Origin of the sequence: Microbacterium sp. Mcb102, from assembly GCF_024519805.1 — a bacterium.
Lineage (GTDB): Bacteria > Actinomycetota > Actinomycetes > Actinomycetales > Microbacteriaceae > Microbacterium.
Genome location: NZ_JALJRG010000005.1, coordinates 89,225 through 107,568, shown reverse-complemented (window position 1 = coordinate 107,568; position 18,344 = coordinate 89,225). Strand labels below are relative to the sequence as shown.

General features: G+C 68.0%; 14 protein-coding genes. 7 read left to right on the top strand and 7 right to left on the bottom strand.

The annotated features are described in order from the left end of the window. Positions 1 to 794 precede the first annotated feature (794 nt). The 4 genes from OC372_RS13860 to OC372_RS13845 all read left to right on the top strand — a co-directional run bounded on the left by OC372_RS13860 (position 795) and on the right by OC372_RS13845 (position 4,498). Positions 795 to 1,670 carry a ParA family protein gene (locus OC372_RS13860; RefSeq protein WP_231481882.1) on the top strand — a complete coding sequence of 292 codons (876 nt, stop codon included), beginning with the start codon at positions 795 to 797 and terminating at the stop codon, positions 1,668 to 1,670. Next, a complete protein-coding gene (locus OC372_RS13855) occupies positions 1,670 to 2,641 on the top strand; it encodes a ParB/RepB/Spo0J family partition protein (protein ID WP_105711977.1) in 972 nt (323 codons plus the stop codon). Before OC372_RS13860 ends, OC372_RS13855 begins: the two co-directional genes overlap by 1 nt. A gap of 63 nt (positions 2,642 to 2,704) precedes the next feature. Then, positions 2,705 to 4,153 carry a sugar porter family MFS transporter gene (locus OC372_RS13850; RefSeq protein WP_262002416.1) on the top strand — a complete coding sequence of 483 codons (1,449 nt, stop codon included), beginning with the start codon at positions 2,705 to 2,707 and terminating at the stop codon, positions 4,151 to 4,153. 9 nt (positions 4,154 to 4,162) lie between these two features. Beyond that, positions 4,163 to 4,498: a hypothetical protein gene (locus OC372_RS13845; RefSeq protein ID WP_017829903.1), complete on the top strand. Its 336-nt coding sequence runs from the start codon at positions 4,163 to 4,165 to the stop codon at positions 4,496 to 4,498. 63 nt (positions 4,499 to 4,561) lie between these two features. Here the strand turns inward: OC372_RS13845 and trxA are convergent, their stop codons facing one another. From trxA to OC372_RS13825, 4 genes are all read right to left on the bottom strand, one after another. Further along, positions 4,562 to 4,885, bottom strand: a complete 324-nt coding sequence (trxA, locus tag OC372_RS13840; RefSeq protein WP_021201395.1) for a thioredoxin — start codon at positions 4,883 to 4,885, stop codon at positions 4,562 to 4,564. A gap of 66 nt (positions 4,886 to 4,951) precedes the next feature. After that, positions 4,952 to 5,926: a thioredoxin-disulfide reductase gene (trxB, locus tag OC372_RS13835; protein WP_262002415.1), complete on the bottom strand. Its 975-nt coding sequence runs from the start codon at positions 5,924 to 5,926 to the stop codon at positions 4,952 to 4,954. A gap of 117 nt (positions 5,927 to 6,043) precedes the next feature. Continuing rightward, positions 6,044 to 7,660, bottom strand: coding sequence for a murein biosynthesis integral membrane protein MurJ (gene murJ / locus OC372_RS13830; protein WP_105711980.1), 1,617 nt, complete (start codon positions 7,658 to 7,660; stop codon positions 6,044 to 6,046). Further along, complete coding sequence (locus tag OC372_RS13825; protein ID WP_262002414.1) at positions 7,653 to 9,830, bottom strand: DUF6049 family protein; 2,178 nt, start codon at positions 9,828 to 9,830, stop codon at positions 7,653 to 7,655. Before OC372_RS13825 ends, murJ begins: the two co-directional genes overlap by 8 nt. A gap of 97 nt (positions 9,831 to 9,927) precedes the next feature. On the opposite strand from OC372_RS13825, the gene OC372_RS13820 reads away from it, so the two are divergent. The 3 genes from OC372_RS13820 to OC372_RS13810 all read left to right on the top strand — a co-directional run bounded on the left by OC372_RS13820 (position 9,928) and on the right by OC372_RS13810 (position 14,563). Continuing rightward, the gene (locus tag OC372_RS13820; protein WP_262002413.1) at positions 9,928 to 11,439 is read left to right on the top strand and encodes a methyltransferase; all 1,512 of its coding nucleotides are present in this window, start codon (positions 9,928 to 9,930) and stop codon (positions 11,437 to 11,439) included. Positions 11,440 to 11,467: 28 nt separating this feature from the next. Further along, positions 11,468 to 12,523, top strand: coding sequence for an LLM class flavin-dependent oxidoreductase (locus OC372_RS13815; protein ID WP_262002412.1), 1,056 nt, complete (start codon positions 11,468 to 11,470; stop codon positions 12,521 to 12,523). 81 nt (positions 12,524 to 12,604) lie between these two features. Further along, a complete protein-coding gene (locus OC372_RS13810) occupies positions 12,605 to 14,563 on the top strand; it encodes a collagen binding domain-containing protein (RefSeq protein ID WP_262002411.1) in 1,959 nt (652 codons plus the stop codon). Between the two features lie 76 nt (positions 14,564 to 14,639). Here OC372_RS13810 and OC372_RS13805 read toward each other — a convergent pair whose 3' ends face one another. The 3 genes from OC372_RS13805 to OC372_RS13795 all read right to left on the bottom strand — a co-directional run bounded on the left by OC372_RS13805 (position 14,640) and on the right by OC372_RS13795 (position 18,344). Beyond that, complete coding sequence (locus OC372_RS13805) at positions 14,640 to 16,403, bottom strand: alkaline phosphatase family protein (protein WP_262002410.1); 1,764 nt, start codon at positions 16,401 to 16,403, stop codon at positions 14,640 to 14,642. Between the two features lie 97 nt (positions 16,404 to 16,500). Next, positions 16,501 to 17,544 carry an ABC transporter ATP-binding protein gene (locus OC372_RS13800; protein WP_105711986.1) on the bottom strand — a complete coding sequence of 348 codons (1,044 nt, stop codon included), beginning with the start codon at positions 17,542 to 17,544 and terminating at the stop codon, positions 16,501 to 16,503. Then, positions 17,544 to 18,344, bottom strand: a complete 801-nt coding sequence (locus OC372_RS13795) for an ABC transporter permease (protein ID WP_262002409.1) — start codon at positions 18,342 to 18,344, stop codon at positions 17,544 to 17,546. The genes OC372_RS13800 and OC372_RS13795 overlap by 1 nt, the downstream gene beginning before the upstream one ends.

Genomic DNA, 18,344 nt, shown 5'->3' with positions numbered 1-18,344 from the left:
ACCCACTCGTCGTGAGCTTCACCGGTGCTGGTCGGAAGGCGGCGCCGGAACGAGCGGTGATGCCGGCGTGGGGACGGTACGTCTGTGAAGTCGGAGGAACGGCCCACGGCGTCGATAGCACGGCGAGTTCAGAGGGACCCCCTGCGAGGTGCCGCGGTTCTCCTCTGCCTCAGCGTGGTGCCGGAGGCGGAGGTGGGCGATGTTTCACGTGAAACGTCGCTCTGCGGGGCAGTGTGCCCCGCCAGAACAGGTGTGGCGTACGACGGGGCAGCTACCCACTGCGGTTCAGACACCGCAGTGTCGCCTTGCTGGTGGGCGCGGGTGGGGGAGTGGTTGCCGTCGTTGTCGTGCGCGGCGCGCCCGCACAGCTTCGCTCCAGTCTCTGCACCACACAGGTCGAGCCCGCTGCCCGGGAGGCTTCGGGCTATCGTTACTCCTTCCGCCGCATCAGTTGTCCAGCGCGAGCGGCCTACCACGCCCTCCCAGCCGACCAGGTTGCTCTTGAGGGTTGTCGGCCCCCGTGCCCGCCTCTTGAGGGGAGTGAGCCCGTCATCGTTTCACGTGAAACGTCGAACCAGGTGGCCTGGTGCGGAGAGCATGGACCCCCTCTCGTCCGGTCGCGGTGCCCATCGAAAGCGAGCTGTGCGGGCTCGCTTCCTGCGGGATCGGAGGCACGTCGTGGGCTCGCGTAAGCCGGTGTCGCCCGCAGCGATTAGAGTGGAACGCGGCCCCGAAAGGAGTGGATGTTTCACGTGAAACAATCCGAGAAGACATCGACGAACGAATCGTTCGGGATGGATACACCGCTCGCGCGGGAGATTGCCGACCTTTCGGCCCGGAGGCGCGCGCTGGAGGCCGCATCGGTCGAGTTCACCGGCGAGACGCGCGTCCTGACGGTGTCGAACCAGAAGGGCGGCGTGGGGAAGACCACGACGGCCGTGAACATTGCGTCCGCCCTCGCGGGCCTGGGGGCGAAGGTCCTGGTCATCGACCTCGACCCGCAGGGCAATGCGTCGACCGCGCTCGGTGTTCCGCACAGCGCCGACATCCCCAGTGTCTACGACGTGCTCATCGAGGAGTTCCCCCTCGCCGACATCGTCCAGCCCAGTCCCGAAGATCCCAATCTCTTCTGCGCGCCCAGCACGATCCACCTTGCAGGGGCGGAGATCGAGCTCGTCGCACAGGTGGCCCGCGAACACCGGTTGCGCCGCGCGCTCGTGGACTACCTCGCAGACAATCCGATGGACTTCGTGATCATCGACTGCCCGCCGTCGCTGGGGCTCCTCACGATCAACGCCTTCACGGCCGCATCCGAGGTTTTCATCCCGATACAGTGCGAGTACTACGCGCTGGAGGGGCTGAGCCAGCTGCTCGGCAGTATCCAGATGATCCAGAAGCATCTGAATCCCGACTTGCATCTCTCCACCATCCTGCTCACGATGTTCGACGGCCGCACCCGCCTCGCCCAGCAGGTCGCTGAAGAGGTGCGCACGCACTTCCCGGATCAGGTGCTGGAGACGGTGATTCCGCGCTCGGTCCGTGTATCTGAAGCGCCGAGCTTCGGACAGACCGTGATCGCCTATGACGGACAATCCGCCGGCGCCATCGCCTACCGCGAGGCCGCTGTCGAGATCGCATCGCGGACCGCGACGCAGAGCAAGGAGAAATGATGGCCAAGCGCACTGGACTGGGTCGGGGTATCGGGGCCCTGATCCCCACGGCTGATCAGGCGGAGCGTCCCGTCGATGTGTTCTTCCCTGGTGCGAGCCTGCGGCCGGCTGCCACGGAGGCGACGGTCGGGCCGGATGCCGAGGCACCCGCGCTGGAAGAGGTGCCGGGGATCCACCTGGTCCAGGTCGACCCGAACGCGATCGTCCCGAACCCGCGCCAGCCGCGGACGCACTTCAACCCGGAAGACCTCGCGGAGCTGGTGCACAGCGTGCGCGAGTTCGGCGTGCTGCAGCCCGTGGTCGTGCGCAAGAACACCGAGGGCGAGTACGAGTTGATCATGGGGGAGCGGCGCACCCGCGCCGCTCGTGAGGCAGGACTCGAGACGATCCCGGCCATCGTCCGCGAGACGGCCGATGAGGATCTCCTCCGCGATGCCCTGCTGGAGAACCTCCACCGGTCCGAGCTCAATCCGCTGGAAGAAGCATCTGCATACCAGCAGCTTCTGGAGGACTTCGGCATCACTCAGGAGGAGCTGGCCACGCGCATCGGCCGCTCACGTCCCCAGATCAGCAACACGATCCGGCTCCTGAAGCTGCCCGTCCCCGTGCAGCAGCGCGTCGCGGCCGGGGTGCTGACCGCTGGTCACGCCCGCGCGATCCTCAGTCTCGAGAATCCCGAATCGATGCAGCGCCTCGCCGACAAGGTCGTGAACGAAGACCTCTCCGTGCGCGCCACGGAAGAGGCTGCGAAGTCGCAGCCGTCGGCCGGCAAGACGACGAAAGCGACGCCCGGAGCACGGCGGGCATACCTCGACGAGGTCGCCGGAAAGCTCGGTGACCGGCTGAACACTCGCGTCAAGATCGCACTCGGTGCACGAAAAGGCCAGGTCACGATCGATTTCGCTTCGATTCAGGATCTCAATCGAATTCTCGAGGAGCTCGGCGAGAGCGGCTACGGCTCCGCCAGGTAACACCCACCGTCGTCCGCCCTTCATCTAGACTCGCGTCATCTCGACGTCGAGGGGGAGTCAGTCATGTCCAGAGCAACAGGTCCAGCCGCCATCAAGCGCCGTGTGATCGCGGTGAGCATCGCGGCGGCGTTGGGTGGTTTCCTCTTCGGATTCGACACGGCCGTGATCAACGGAGCGGTCGACGCTCTCGCCGGTGACGTCTCCGGGTTCGACCTCGGCACCGCACTGAAGGGCTTCGCCGTCTCGTCGGCCCTCATCGGCTGCGCCGTGGGTGCCTGGTTCGCGGGACCGGTGTCCAACAAGTACGGCCGTATCCCCGTGATGGTGGTCGCCGCGGCGATGTTCTTCATCTCGGCGATCGGATCCGGACTCGCGTTCGGTGTCATCGATCTGATCGTCTGGCGCGTGATCGGTGGTCTCGGCGTCGGGGCGGCATCGGTCATCGCCCCCGCCTACATCGCGGAGGTCTCGCCGGCCGCCGTGCGCGGGCGCCTCGGCTCCCTGCAGCAGCTCGCGATCGTGACCGGTATCTTCGCGGCTCTCCTCTCCGATGCGCTGCTCGCCAACCTCGCGGGAGCGGCCGACCAGCCGCTCTGGGGGCTCACGGCCTGGCGATGGATGTTCATGGTCGCCGCGATCCCCGCCCTCGTCTACGGGCTCATGTCGCTGCGTCTGCCGGAATCGCCGCGGTATCTGGTGCGCAAGGGAGAGTTGGAGCGGGCCGCGAAGGTTCTGGAGACCGTCACGGGGACCATCGACACCGATGCGAAGATCAAGGAGATCACCGGGACGATCAACACCGAGCGCTCCGAGTCTCTGCGAGACCTTCGGGGCAACCGCCTCGGGCTGAAGCCGATCGTCTGGATCGGCATCCTGCTCTCGGTGTTCCAGCAGTTCGTCGGCATCAATGTGATCTTCTACTACTCGACGACGCTGTGGCAGTCGGTCGGATTCGATGAGTCGAGCGCCCTGCTCACCTCCGTCATCACCTCGGTGACGAACATCGTCGTGACGATCGTGGCGATCCTGCTGGTCGACAGGATCGGGCGGCGCATCATGCTCCTCGTGGGTTCCGTCGGTATGACGGTGACGCTGGGACTGATGGCGGTCGCGTTCTCGTTCGGCACGCTCGACGCTCAGGGGACGGCGACGCTTCCGGACCCGTGGGCGACCGTCGCCCTGATCTGCGCGAACGGCTTCGTGGTCTTCTTCGGCGCCAGCTGGGGTCCGCTGGTCTGGGTGCTGCTGGGCGAGATCTTCCCGAACTCCATCCGCGCCGGTGCTCTCGCGGTGGCTGCGGCAGCGCAGTGGGTCGCGAACTTCTTCATCTCGACCACGTTCCCGGCCTTCGCCGAGATCGGCCTCACCTTCGCCTACGGCTTCTACGCGTTCTTCGCACTCCTGTCGTTCTTCTTCGTGTTCTTCAAGGTTCCCGAGACCAAGGGCAAGGAGCTCGAAGAGATGACCGAGAACATGAAGGTCGTGCGACGCGGGGGTCCCCAGCAGACGTAGGCTGGATGCATGACCGAGTCCGTACAGCGCCGCGCCAGCCTGGAAGTGCTGCGCGCGGAGGCGGCAGACGAACTCGCGGTCCTCATCCAGGAGCGACTCCTCGGCGGGGAGGACCCCTGGGAGTTCATGGAGGAGCTGCCGAGCGTCGACGAGCTGGTCGTCTACCTCCTGCGCGCCGACAACATCAACGCGAACGACGGAGTGCGCCCGAACGCCGCTCGGCACTACCGTGTGCTGCGTCAGATCGCCCTCGAGTACCCCGAGCTCACCTCGGCCGTCTGGGGGCTTCTCGACGAGAAGCAGCGCCACCGACGCTGGGACCCCAGCGTCGCAGACGCCTCCTGACCGCCTGCGGACACGAAAAAGGCCGCCACCCCCGGGGGATGGCGGCCTTTCGACGTCAGAGGATCAGCCGATGAATGCGGCGAGGTCCTTCTCGAGCGCGAACTTCGGCTTCGCACCGATGATGGTCGTCTTGACCTCACCACCGTGGAAGACCTTCATCGCCGGGATCGACGTGATCTGATACTTCATCGCCAGCTCGGGGTTCTCGTCGACGTTGAGCTTGAGGATGGTGATCTTGTCGGGGTTGTCGGCCTGGATCTCGTCCAGAACCGGCGCGACCATGCGACACGGACCACACCACTCGGCCCAGAAGTCCACCAGCACCGGACCGTCGGCCTGCAGAACGTCCTGCTCCCAGGTCGCCTGGCTCGTAGCCTTTGCACTCATCAGAGTTCTCCTTGATTGGGGTTCGCCTGCTACAACAGCAAACGAGGGAAAAGTGTTCCCGCCGCCTCAGGCGACGATGATCTCGGCGGCCTCCGCAGCCGGAACCTCCACGGAGGCATCCTCGAGATCAGCGAGGAAGTGCTCCGCATCGAGGGCCGCGACCGTGCCGGTACCGGCGGCCGTGATGGCCTGGCGGTACGTCGGGTCGATCACGTCGCCGGCGGCGAACACGCCGGGCACCGAGGTCTTCGACGAACGGCCGTCGACCCAGATGGTGCCCTCGGCCGTCAGCTCGAGCTTGTCGTGCACGAGGTGCGTGCGCGGGTCGTTGCCGATCGCGATGAAGAGTCCGTCGATGGGAAGGTCGCTGAGCGTGCCGTCGACCGTGTTGCGCAGCTGCACACCGGAGACGGAATCGCCACCGAGGACCTCGGCGACCTCGCTGTTCCACACGAACTCGATCTTCTCGTTCGCGAAGGCGCGCTCCTGCATGATCTTCGAGGCACGCAGCGTGTCCTTGCGGTGGATCACGTAGACCTTCGAGGCGAAACGGGTGAGGAACGTGGCCTCTTCCATGGCGGAGTCGCCACCGCCGACGACGGCGATCGTCTTCTCGCGGAAGAAGAACCCGTCGCAAGTCGCGCACCACGAGACGCCGTAGCCGGAGAGACGCTCCTCACCGGCGATGTCGAGCTTGCGGTAGGCCGAGCCGGTCGCGTAGATCAGCGACTGCGTCTCGTGCACGGCACCGGAGCCGAGCGTGACCGTCTTGACGGGGCCGTCGAGGTCGAGCTCGGTGACGTCGTCGTAGAGGACCTCGGTGCCGAACTTCTCGGCCTGCTCCTGGAACTTCGCCATCAGCTCGGGACCCTGGATGCCCTCGGGGAAGCCCGGGTAGTTCTCGACCTCGGTGGTGTTCATGAGCTCGCCGCCGACCTCGACCGAACTCGCGATGAGCAGCGGCTTGAGGTTGGCCCTGGCCGCGTAGATGGCAGCCGTGAATCCGGCGGGGCCGGAGCCGATGATGATGACCTGACGCATGTGCTCTCCGTCTTAGAAACTGCGGTCGAATGACCTTCGACTGCTTCAACCCATGGTAACCGCGGGGCATTCCCTCCGCAGTGTGCGCCACCGGGCTGGGAGACGCCTCCGCGCGGATCAGCGGCCGGGCAGGAAACGACGCACGAGGCCGCCGGCCGCCTTGAGCTCGGGGGCGCGCATGAGGGCGAGGATCGCGACGTAGACGACCACGACCGTGAGGCCGATGATCGCGGTCGCGAGGGTCGCCGGGATGACACCGGACGTCGCCCACCCTGAGGGGCCGCCGAGGAGCAGATACACGCCCCAGCCGGCGAAGCCGGCAGGGACTCCCGCCACGGCGAATCGCAGGATGGCGAGCATCCAGGACCCCACCCCGAGCCCACCGATCTTCCGGTGCAGCAGCCAGGTGGCGACGACCGTCTGCAGGGTGCTTGCGATGGACTGACCGAGGGCGACGGCTGCGGCGAGCTGGGTCAGCGGGATCACGTCTGCGGCGAGGAGCCCGGCCGCGGCCAGAGCGGTGATCACGATGAGCACGCACTGGAAGATCGTGAACCAGAACGGCGTTCGGGTGTCGTCGTAGGCGTAGAACGTGCGCTGGACGATGAAGAGGATCGTCAGCGGGATCAGGCTGATCAGGTAACAGAGCAGCACCAGGGCAGCGCCCTGCGCATCGGGCGCGCTCTCTGTGAAGACGCGCGAGGCGGGAATCGCGGCGGCGGCTACGGCCGCCACTGCGGCGACGATGAAGAACAGGAGGGTGCGGATGCTGCGGGAGATGTCTCCCCGCACCTCGTCGTGACGACCGGCTGCCGCATGCTCGCTGATCTGCGTGAAGTACGGCGTCCCGATCGAGAGCACGATGACAGAGTACGGCAGCATGAAGATCAGCCAGGCATTGCCGGTGACCGCGAGCGAGGCACCCGATTCGGAGGCGGCGCTGACGATCCGCCCCTGAAGGATCCCTGCCGCGAGCGATGCGAACGCCATGAGGAAAGTCCAGCCGGCGAGCTTTCCGACACCACCCAATCCGACGCCGCGCCAGTGGAAGTCCGGGCGGAGTGCGAGACCGGTGCGCCGCCAGAACAGCAGGAGCACGAGGGCCTGGATGGCGATGCCGAGGGTGGCGGTCCCGCCGAGTGCGGCGATCATGTCCGGCGTCCAGTCCGCAGCGCTTCGGGACACGGGCGAGAACACCCATCCCAGCAGGAGGAAGCCGATGATCGAGACGATGTTGTTGACGACGGGGGCCCACGTGAACGGGCCGAAGATGCGGCGGGCATTCAGTGCTTCGCCGAGGAGCGCGTAGAGGCCGTAGAAGAGGATCTGTGGAAGACACCAGTACGCGAGAGCCGTCGCGAGCGCCTGGGTGGCGGAAGGGAGGCCACCCGCGACGAGCTGGATCAACCAAGGAGCGGCGATCGTCGCGACAGCGGTGACGGCGACGAGCACGACGGTGCCGAGGGTGAAGAGCTTCGAGATGAACGCGTTGCCGCCGTCCGCATCCGCGGCGGCCTTCACGATCTGCGGCACGATCACGGCCGTGAGGATGCCGACCGAGATGAGCGAGAAGACGCTATTGGGCAGTGTGTTCGCGGCGGCGAACGCGTCGGCGGGACCCGACTTGTACGAGCCGATGACGCCGACGAGGACGATGCTGCGCAGCAGGCCGGTGAGGCGGGAGACGAGAGTGCCGGCGCCGATGACGGCGCTCGCGCGGCCGAGGCTACTCACGCGTGTCTTCTGTCGTGGTGGCGTCCGGGCGGGCTTCCACGGCTTCCTCTTCCTCCAGGGCTTCGATCTGCGCTTCGACTGCTGATTCCTCGACTGCCTCACGCCGCTTGCGACGCACGGTGCGGATCACACCGAGCGCGATCAGCAGCACGATGATGCCGCCCAGGACGACGAGTCCGATCGTCTCCCACTCCGCACGCACCGCGACCCTGAGCGTCTGATCACCCTGGATCTGCACGCCCGTGGGGCTGTAGAGACTGAGTCGGAGGTCGACCTCGCCGCTGCCCACGCGAGCCGACACCGGAACCTTGATGCGTGTCGTGGACTGGGCCTGCACGATCGTCTCGTCCGGGGACCTGACCTCGAGGCGCGGATCCGTCGGCGAGACGAAGAGCTGCACCGTCACAGGCCACGGAAGGTCGTTGCGCACCGCGATCGGCAGATCGGCGTTCGCCGTGAGCAGCTGGATCGTGCTGGACGGGGGGATGTTGACCGCGTCGAGCGTGGCGCTCGTCTGTGCTTGATGATCCGCGAAACCCTCGGCGAACGCGGCGGCCGATGTTCCGACCGACAGCGTGCGCAGGATCCGGATGCGTTCGGGGCTGAGCAGCACCTGGGGGTCGGCGAGGATCGACGAGAACGCGGTGAGCCGAGACTCATCGGCGAGGAGTGTCGTCACGGCGGCGGATCGCGCAGCATCCGGTTCCCCGGTGACCGTGACCGGAACGGGCGCCGCTGCCCGGAGCGTCGCGAGCTCGAACCCGGCCGAGTCGGCGGCGGTGATCGCGTCGCGCAGCGCGTCGGAGGAGCGGTTCTCGTCCCGGTCCAGGCCGATGAGCAGGGGAGCGGTGGGGGCGGCACGCTGTGCCAGCTGGAGGAGGGCGGCCGCCTCGGCGAGAAGTCGCTGACGGTCGGCGGGATTCCGCGCCGCCGCCACCCGCGAGAGCACGTCGGAGGTCGCGGCGTCCGTGACCAGGAGGTCGTTGCCGCCGGCTGTCGCATGAGCCGTGCTCTGTCCGCCGACCGCCGTCGAGGGGACGATCGTCGTGGTGTCTGCGCCCACGTAGCCGGCGAAGGCGGTCAGGTCGGCGGAAGTGGGGGTCTGCGGCCACAGGATGTGAGGCAGAGCGCCGTCGATCGCCGTGAGTTCGTCATCGCTGGGGAGTGCCGGAGACTCCGTGGCACTCGGGGTCGGACCGGGTGTCGCATCAGGCGCGTCGGTTGGTGCGGCCGTTGCCGGGACTCCCGGGAAGTTCGCGGGATCGAGCAATGGGGTGAGAGCCCGGGGCTGCAGCAGCTCAGGCAGACCCGCCTGCGCCTGCGCCGTCGCATCCGCATCACCGAACTGCAGCGCGAAACGCGCGTTCGGGAGGTTGTCGAGTCGTGTCAGCCAGTCGCGGGCGGTCTCCGGGGCGGCGGTGCCGAGCGCCCGGATCGCGGCGGGGATGGACGGGTCGATGGCCAGCACGGCGGTCGTCCCGGCGACGCCGTCGAGCTGTGCGGTCAGGGCCCCGTCGGGAGCAGTGAGTTCCGAGAGCTCGGCGGCCGTCAGCAGTGCGCCGCCTTCGGGCGTCGCCGTGACGGGAACGAGCACCCCGACCTGCGCGGTCTGGGGGGCGGCGATCACCAGCACACTCGTCGCGGTCGCATCCACGGCCTCGGCGTCTGCGGCATCGCCGGTCGAGGCCGTGAGTTCCGCGCGCAGCGGGTAGACGCCGGGCGCGAGGTTGCCCAGGGTCGCCTCGGACACGAAGATCGTGGTCGTCGCCGACGCACCGCCATCGATCGGGTCGGTGTCTTCGGCGCCGATGGGGGCGAAGGCACCTGTCGCCTCGCCGTCGTCGAGCCAGGTGGAGACGGCCGCAGCATCGGTGAGCGGGGTGCGATTGAGTTCGACCTCGACCTGACCCGTGGTGAGTGCGGCGTCGGCGCCGTTCTCCACGGTGACGATCGCCGACGTGGACGACCCCGGTGCGACGAGCCCGCGAAGACCGGCCGAGACATGCAGCTCGACGCTCTTTTCGTCGTCGGATTGCGCCTGATCGGCGGCGACCGCGGCGCTCGGTGCGACGAACGCACAGCCGCTCACGGCGATCGCGAGAACAGCGGTCGCTCCTGCGAGCCGTCGCAGGCGCGCACGGAGGCCGATGTCGGGGGTGATCGCGGTCATGAAGGTCTTCCTCGAACGCCCGGGAAGAGGCTGCTCGTGAGTACTGACCTAGTGATTCTAGGAGGCTCTGCGAAAGAGAACCCTGAAGACGCGTAGAGTGACGGCCGTGTCCGACACCCCCGCACCGGTCCCCGACCCACTCCGCACGGCCGCGCTCGCCGCGGATCTCGACGCTGCGGACCTCCGCTCCGAGCCGCTGCGGCGCCTGTGGGGTGAGGAGGCGGATGACGCACTCGCCCGCGGGATGCGGGAGCCGATCCTGCGGTCCATCGACGGTGACTCCGGAACGCTCGCCACGCTCGGGCGTCTGCTCGTGCTCGGAATGCCACAGCCGCGTGCCCACGTCATCGACGCGCTGCCGCGGCTCGGAGTGGACGGACTCGTGGCGCTCGGTCTCGCCGAGGCGGACGCCGACACGGTGACGCCGACGGCCCTGCTGCGGCCGCAGTCGTTCGTCGACGCCGACGGGGTGGGGGAATGGTGGATCGCGAGCGATCTCGATGAGGTCGCCCTCGACGCCCCGTTGCCCGCCGACCACGTGCTCGGTGTCGGCGGGGCATCGCGCACGCTCGCCGAGACCATCGTCCCGATCGAAGTGGAGCGCGCGCTCGACCTGGGCACCGGATGCGGCATCCAGGCGCTCCTCGTCGCACGACGCGCCGGCACGGTCGTCGCGACCGACATCTCGACCCGTGCCCTCGCGTTCGCCGAAATCAACGCCCACCTCAACGGGGTGACGAACATCGAGTTCCGCCACGGCAGCATGTTCGAGCCGGTGGCGGGGGAGGCGTTCGACCTGATCGTCTCGAATCCTCCGTTCGTGATCACCCCGCGCGTCGAGGGAGTGCCCGCATACGAATACCGTGACGGCGGACTCGTGGGAGATGCGCTGGTGGAGCAGTTCATCCGCAGCGCCCCTGCCCACCTGACCCGGAACGGCATCGCGCAGCTGCTCGGCAACTGGGAGTCGAAGGCCGCGATCACCGGGCTCGCACGTCTCGAAGCCTGGGTGCCGGCCGAGCTCGACCTGTGGGTGATCGAGCGGGAGGAACTCTCGCCTCTGGGCTACGCGGAACTGTGGATCCGCGATGGGGGGACCACGCCGCGCGACCCCGGTTTCACGCCGCTGCTGACCGCATGGCTCGACGACTTCGCCGCCCGTGGAGTGACCTCGATCGGCTTCGGCTACGTGCTGATGCGTCGGGGCACCTCGGGCGAACCACTGCGGCGAACTGAGCGCATCGCCCAGCCCGTCGCGAACGTCGGGGCCGCCTTGGCGACGGGCCTCGCGGCGCAGGATGTGCTCGCCGAAGGGCTGCCGGCCACCCTGGTGGTCGCTGCCGACGTCACCGAGGCGCGGCATCTGATGCCGGGTGACGATGACCCGAGCGTGATCGAGCTGCGTCAGGGCGGCGGCTTCGGTCGCACGATCTCTGTCGACCCTGCTCTCGCCGGTTTCGTCGGCGCCTGCGACGGAGAACTCACCGTGGTGCAGATCGCGGCCGCGCTGGCGGACCTCTTCGAGGTGCCGCTCGCCGACCTGTGGGCCGACCTCGAGCCCCGCATCCGCTCCCTCATCCTCGACGGCATCCTGCTGCCGGGGGAATAGTCCTCAGATTCATGCGTTGGAATAGATCATGAAGGCTTTCGGATTCCTCTCTTTCGGTCACTACGCCGACGTGCCCGGCTCGGCGACCCGCACCGCGGGCGACATGTTGAAGCAGACGATCGAGATCGCCGAAGGAGCCGACGAGATCGGTGTGAACGGCGCCTCGGTGCGCGTGCACCACTGGGCACGTCAGGCCGCCTCCCCGATGCCGCTGCTGTCGGCGATGGCCGCGCGCACGAAGCGCATCGAAGTCGGTACCGGCGTGATCGACATGCGCTACGAGAACCCCTTCCAGTTCGCCGAAGAGGCGGCCGCCCTCGACTTCATCGCCGACGGCAGGATCGCGCTCGGCGTGAGCCGTGGTTCACCCGAGACGGCGCTGCGCGGCTATGAGACGTTCGGCTACGTCGACGAGGAGGACCCGGAGCGCGGCAGCGTGCTCGCGCGGGAGAAGTTCGACCTGTTCCTGCGGGCGATCGACGGAGAGGGCCTCGCTCCGGGCGACCCGCGCATGGTGGGTGCCGGTCGGTACCTCGCGATCGAGCCGCAATCGCCGACCCTCCGCGACCACATCTGGTGGGGCTCGGGTTCGCGCGCCACGGCTGAGGAGACGGGACGCAAGGGGCTCAACATGATGAGTTCCACCCTCGTGACCGAGGCGACCGGTCAGCCGTTCCACGAGCTGCAGCGGGAGCAGATCGAACTGTTCCGCTCCGCATACAAGGAGGCGGGGCACACCGGCCGCCCGCGGGTCTCGGTCAGCCGCAGCGTCTTCCCGCTCGTCTCCGACATGGACCGGGCGTACTTCGGCCTGCGCAGCGAGGAGAACGCCGACCAGATGGGTGTGATCGACGGCTTCCGCTCGACGTTCGGCAAGACCTACGCCGCCGAGCCGGACGTGCTCATCGCGCAGCTGAAGCAGGACGAGGCCGTGATGGCGGCCGACACCCTTCTTCTGACCATCCCGAACCAACTCGGCCCGGAGTACAACCTGCACGTGCTGGAGGCGTTCGCGACACATGTCGCGCCGGCGCTCGGCTGGAAGCCCAACACGGAAGGACCCGTCCAGGGCGACGCGGTCTGACGCGGCGCCCGCCCAGTGGCCGGCACCCCGTATCGAGGAATTCACTTTCGGACCGCACCGGTATATCAGTACGCTGACCGCATGCGTGCCTCTCGCAGAGCGACCATCGCCGGAACCATCGTCCTCATCGCGGTGCTCGTCGGCGCCCTCCCGGCTTCGGCCGCGACCGTCGCCTCCTGGGCGACCTGGCAGCCGCTCGTCGGCGTCGGCGGGGCATTCACGACGTCGGTTGAGGTGGCCGCGCAGCCGGCGATCAGCGCGACCGTCACCAGTGATTCACGGGGTGGCGCACAGATCGGCGTCATCAGCGGGGCCTCGACCTGGCTCTCGGAGGGCACCGCGATCGGTGCGAAGTACGGTTCCAGCAGGAACCAGCCCTACCTGAACCTGCGCCCCCGGGCCGACAACGCCACGAGCCCGTCGACGACGACGTACTCCTTCGCCACGCCGACCCCGACTTCGGGGTGGGCCTTCGCGGTGGGCGACATCGATGCGGACTCGCTGCGGATCCACGCCGTCGCGCCCGACGGACACGTGCTGGATGCGACGGAGATCGGTCTGCGGGACCGGTTCAACTACTGCGCGGAAGGAATCGTCGGCAAGCCGTCGTGCACCGGTGCGGCCGATGATGTGCCGAGTTGGGATGCGACGACTCTCACCCTCACCGGCAACGCGGCGGCCGCGGACACCAGCGGCGCGGCGGCCTGGTTCGAGCCGAGCACCCCGATCAGCTCCCTCAGCCTGATCTTCACCCGTCGCTCGGGTCTTCCCGTGTACCAGACCTGGTTCGCGTCGATCGCGCAGGACATCACGGGCACTGTCACCGACACGGGGGCGCCGACGCCCGGCGTCACTCTCACACTGACGGACGCGAACGGCACAGTCGTGGGGACCACGACGACCGCGGCAGACGGCACGTACTCGTTCCCTGGGTTCGTCGCGTCTGACGGGTACACGGTGCGCGTGACCCCGCCCGCGGGCAAGATCTCGACGGGACCGACCACGGTCGCCGCGAACCTCAGTGCGGGCGACGCGGTCGCCGACTTCGGGCTGCGCGACATCGTGCCCGTCGCGGTCTCCGGAACCGTGACCGATACGACCGGCGCCGCGGTCCCCGGTGCGACCGTGACGATCGACGGCCAGACCACGACGACGGATGCTGACGGGAACTACCTGTTCGACCAGGTGCCCGTCGGGACGCATCCCGTGTCGATCACGACCCCGCCCGGCTACACGGTCGCCACTCAGCCGCCGCCCGTGACGGTTCCGGACGGCAGCGAAGTCCCGATCACCGACGTGGATTTCGTGATCGCCGAGAACGCGGACCTGCGCGGCACGGTGCGCGCCAACGGAACGGGCGTGGCCGGCGTGACCGTGACCGCGATCGCTCCTGGAGGGGCGACCCTCACGCGCGTGACGGACGCGTCAGGGGCGTACTCGTTCCCCCGACTCGCTGCCGGTGACTACACGATCACGATGACGACGCCCGCAGGATTCACCGCGACGTCTCCCGTCACGCGGAACGAGCAGGTGGCCGCGGTCGACGTGGCGAACGTGGACTTCGAGCTGGCGCGCCTCGGCGCGATCGACGGCACCGTGCGCGACGACGACGGTGCCCCCGTCGCGGGCGTGGTGGTGACACTCACCGGACCGGGCGCGCCGCAGCAGCTCACGTCCGACGCGGACGGCACGTTCGGGCTCGGCGCCCTGCCGCCCGGCACCTACACCCTCACGGTGGTTCCCCCGACGGGCACGAGCGTCGTCGGCTCGGCGACGCGCACAGTCGTGATCACCGCGGCCGGAGACGTGATCGCCGAGCAGGACTTCACGCTCGCCGCCGATGCCGTCGTCGTGCCACCGGACCCGACCGACCCGCCGGACCCGAGCACTCCGCCGACCAGTGGGGGCAACGGGACCGACCCGCTTCCCGCGACAGGACTCGGGCCCGAGACGCTCGCGTGGGCGGCCGGCGGTGCGGCCGTTCTCGTGCTCGGTGCGACACTCCTGATTCTCGGCCGCCGGCGCTCCGCGCGGAAGTAGCCCGGGCGGAGAGTCGCACCCGCGTCGCACAGTCCCCCGGGAATCGTGCGACCGCGGGCGAAGACTGCGACCGTGGTCAGCTGCTCTTCGGCGGGCCGAACAGCTCCTCGCCGTGCTCGTGGAGCAGCTTGTACGCATCGGCGAAGGTCTCCGGCTCCTTCTCGCCGGGTTTGCCATAGCGGGCCAGAAGCAGCCCGAGCAGCCCGCGTGCCGGGGGCGTCAGCGGCTTGAGGTGCTCCTTCACGTCGGGTTGCGGCACCGCTTCCTCCGGATTCGGCGGCGTGTACGAGGGCTTCGTCGTCGGCCAGTCGGCCGGATGCCGCGGCTGATCCAGATTCACGACGTTGAACAGGGTGTTGGCCGAGGCGTCGCGCTCGTTGAGGGGCTCCAGGCCGTGCAGGCGCGAGAGCGTCGCCGTGACCGAACCGTGGTGCATCTCGTCGTGGATGATCGTGCCGCGCTTCGTGTACGCCGACACCGCGATGGCCGGGACACGGCATCCGAGTCGATCGAAGGTGAACCCCATCTCGCCCGCTCCGGTGTCTTTCGTGGGCTTCGTCGCCGCGGGCGGCGGCACGTGGTCGTAGCATCCGCCGTGTTCGTCGAAAGTGATCAGCAGCAGGGTGTTGACGGCGTTCGACCCCGTCGGCGACGCGCTCGTGCGCACCGCCTCGTAGATGTCGTGGATCAGCAGATCACCGGCGCGCACGTCGGAGATCGCGCTGTCGAACACCTCCTCGCCCTCGACGAAGCCCTCCCGGGGTGAGCCGAACGGCGGGTGGAAGTCGTTGTGGTCGTAGACCATCCGCGGCTCGATGAAGGCATACGCGGGGAGCTTGCCGTCCTTCACATCGGCGTAGAAGTCCTCCATCGTGCCGAAGTGGTCTGTGCGCCAGTACTTCTCCAGCACCGGGGCATGCAGCATGCCGGTGAAGGAGACGAGCTGGAGCTTGTCGATGTAGATCTTCCAGTCGAGCTTCTTCTCCTCGAGCCGGTTGAACACCGTCGGGGCGGCCGGTGCATCGATCCACTTGTCGTAGCCGCCGCCGGCCTGGTTCGTCACGAAGCCGTGCGACGTCGAGGCGTGGAAGAAGGAGCGATTGCAGAACGTCTGTGACGGGACGCCGGCGTACCAGTGGTCGAACACCGCGAACTCGGCGGCGAGCGTCGACAGCACCGGCAGCATCGCGGGGGAGAAGGAGCCCATGATGTGCTTCGCCTCGTCGACGCTCGGCTCCTTGCCCTTGCGCAGCCGACGGAAGTTGATGATGTAGTCCTGGAGGAACCCCGACATCGAGGCCTTCTCGCCGTTCGTCGGGGCGTTGTAGGGCGCCTCCATCTGGTCGACGAAGAGCTCGGCATTCGACTTCGGATCCACCGTTCCGAAGATCTGGGTGTTGACGTGCGGATACTCCTCACCCGGATCGGGATCGGGGTGACTCATGATGCGATCGGTCTCGCCCTCGTAGACGTGCGCCTCGACCACGGTGCCGTCGGATGCCTTGTTGCTGTGCGTGCCGAACGCCAGGCCCTCGAACTTCTCACCCGCTGGAAGGTTCTCCTTCGAGTAGAGATACCCGAGGAGATTGTCGAACGAACGGTTCTCGCCCATCACGACCACGACGTGGTCGAACCCCGGCTCACTGCGCGGGGTCAGCGCGGCGTACGGGTCCGGATCGTCGGCGAAGCCGTCGCGCGCACCCGCCGCGACGGATGCTCCGATGGCAGCGCCACCCGCGCCACCGACGACCGCGCCGGCGAGGGCCGCCCCGCCGATCTTGAAGAAGCCTCGGCGGGAGGTATCGGGTGCGGGGGAGGACTGCACGTCATCGTCGGCCATGCCGCGATCCTATGGCCGCGGCGTCTCATCGCCGGGGGATGCCGTGGAACTACTCCTGGCGAAGAGGCGTCGGGTCGGTGATCGAGGGTCCGGGCCTTCAGGCGGCGGCGATCCAGAGCAGGGCGCCGTCGCGCCAGCCGAGACCGGCGGTGCCTTCGGGGATCGGATCCTCGTGCCGGGGACGCACGACCCTCATCCGTTTGCCTGCGAGCTCGACGATGTAGACGATGTCGGCACCGCGGTAGACGTGGGCGATGACGTCGACGCTCACCGGGGCATCCGCGCCGACGGTGGGGGACAGGTGCAGGTCCTCCTGGCGGAGCACCACCTCTCCGCCGCCGTCCGGGCCCGCACCGGTCAACGGCATCTGGATCCCTGTTCCGTCGAGCGTCGCGACAGCGCCCGAGCGAGTCGCCGGAAGGAGGTTCGCCGCCCCGATGAAGTCGGCGGCGAACGGGGTGCGCGGTGCGCCGTAGAGCTCGGCCGGTGCACCCTCCTGCTCGATCACACCGCCGTTCATGAGGACGATCCGGTCGGAGAGGCTCATCGCCTCTTCCTGGTCGTGCGTCACGAACACGGTGGTGAGCCCGAGCGTGCGGTGCAGTTCCTTCAGCTCGACCTGCATGTCTTCACGCAGCCGGGCGTCGAGGTTCGACAGCGGCTCGTCGAGCAGGAGCACGCGGGGCTCGAAGGCGATGGCGCGGGCGAGTGCGACGCGCTGCTGCTGACCGCCCGACAGCTGCGCCGGCATCCGGTCGGCGAGGTGTCCCATCTGCACGCGCTCCAGAGCTCGTACAGCCAGCTCCTTCTGCTCGGCCTTCGACTTCTCGCCCGACATCCGCAGACCGAAGCGCACGTTCTCGACGACGCTCATGTGCGGGAAGAGCGCGTAGCTCTGGAACATCATGCCCAGGTGCCGCTTCTCGGGCGGCAGTTTCGTCACATCCTGACCCGCGATCTCGATCGTGCCGCCGCTCGGGGATTCGAGGCCGGCGATGCAGCGCAGGAGGGTCGTCTTTCCGCAGCCCGAGGGGCCGAGGAGGGAGACGAATTCGCCGGACTGCATCGAGAGGTCGATGCCCTTGAGCACCTTCGTCCCCTTGAAGTCCTTGGTGAGTGAGGTGATGGTGAGTGTTGTCATCAGACGAACAACCTTCCCAGGCCGATGATGCGTTCGAGCACGATCATGAGGACGACGGTGAGCAGGACCATGAGAGTCGAGACGGCCGCCACAGTGGGCGACGTGCTGAACTCCAGCTGGCCGTAGATGGCGATGGGGAGCGTCTCGAGCTGCGGGGTGCGCAGGAAGAGGGCGATGACCGCATCGTCGAACGAGATGTTGAAGGCGAAGAAGGCGCCGGCCGCGATGCCGGGGCGGGCGATCGGGAGCACGACGAGCCGGTAGCGATTCCAGGTGCTGGCACCGAGAGTGCGCGCCGCCTCCTCGGTGAAGTGGTCGGCGCGGGTCATCACGCCGGTCACGGTGCGCATCACGTAGGGGATCGCGATGACGATGTGGATCGCGATCAGCACACCCACGTTGGGTGACCCGATCGTGAGCGACGCGATGGACAGGGCGCCGATGGCGAGGATGATCGTGGGGATCGTCAGTGGCGACATCAACAGCGCCTGGATCGCCGCCCCGCCGGGAACCTTGAAGCGGGTGAGAGCGAGGGCGGCTGCGGTGCCGATCGCGGCAGCGAGGATCGCGACGGTGATGCCGACGAGCAGACTCAGGCGGAACGGCTCGAGGTAGGTGTCGGAGGTGAGCGCCTCGACGTACCAGTCGAGCGTGAAGCCCTGCCCGGGGAACGTCAGGAAGCGGTTCTCGCCGACCGAGGCACCGGCGACGACCATGAGCGGCACGAGCATGTACAGCGTCACGACGACGCCGAGGACGATCGCGAGGATCCTGCCGAGGAGGGGAACGGAACGGACCAT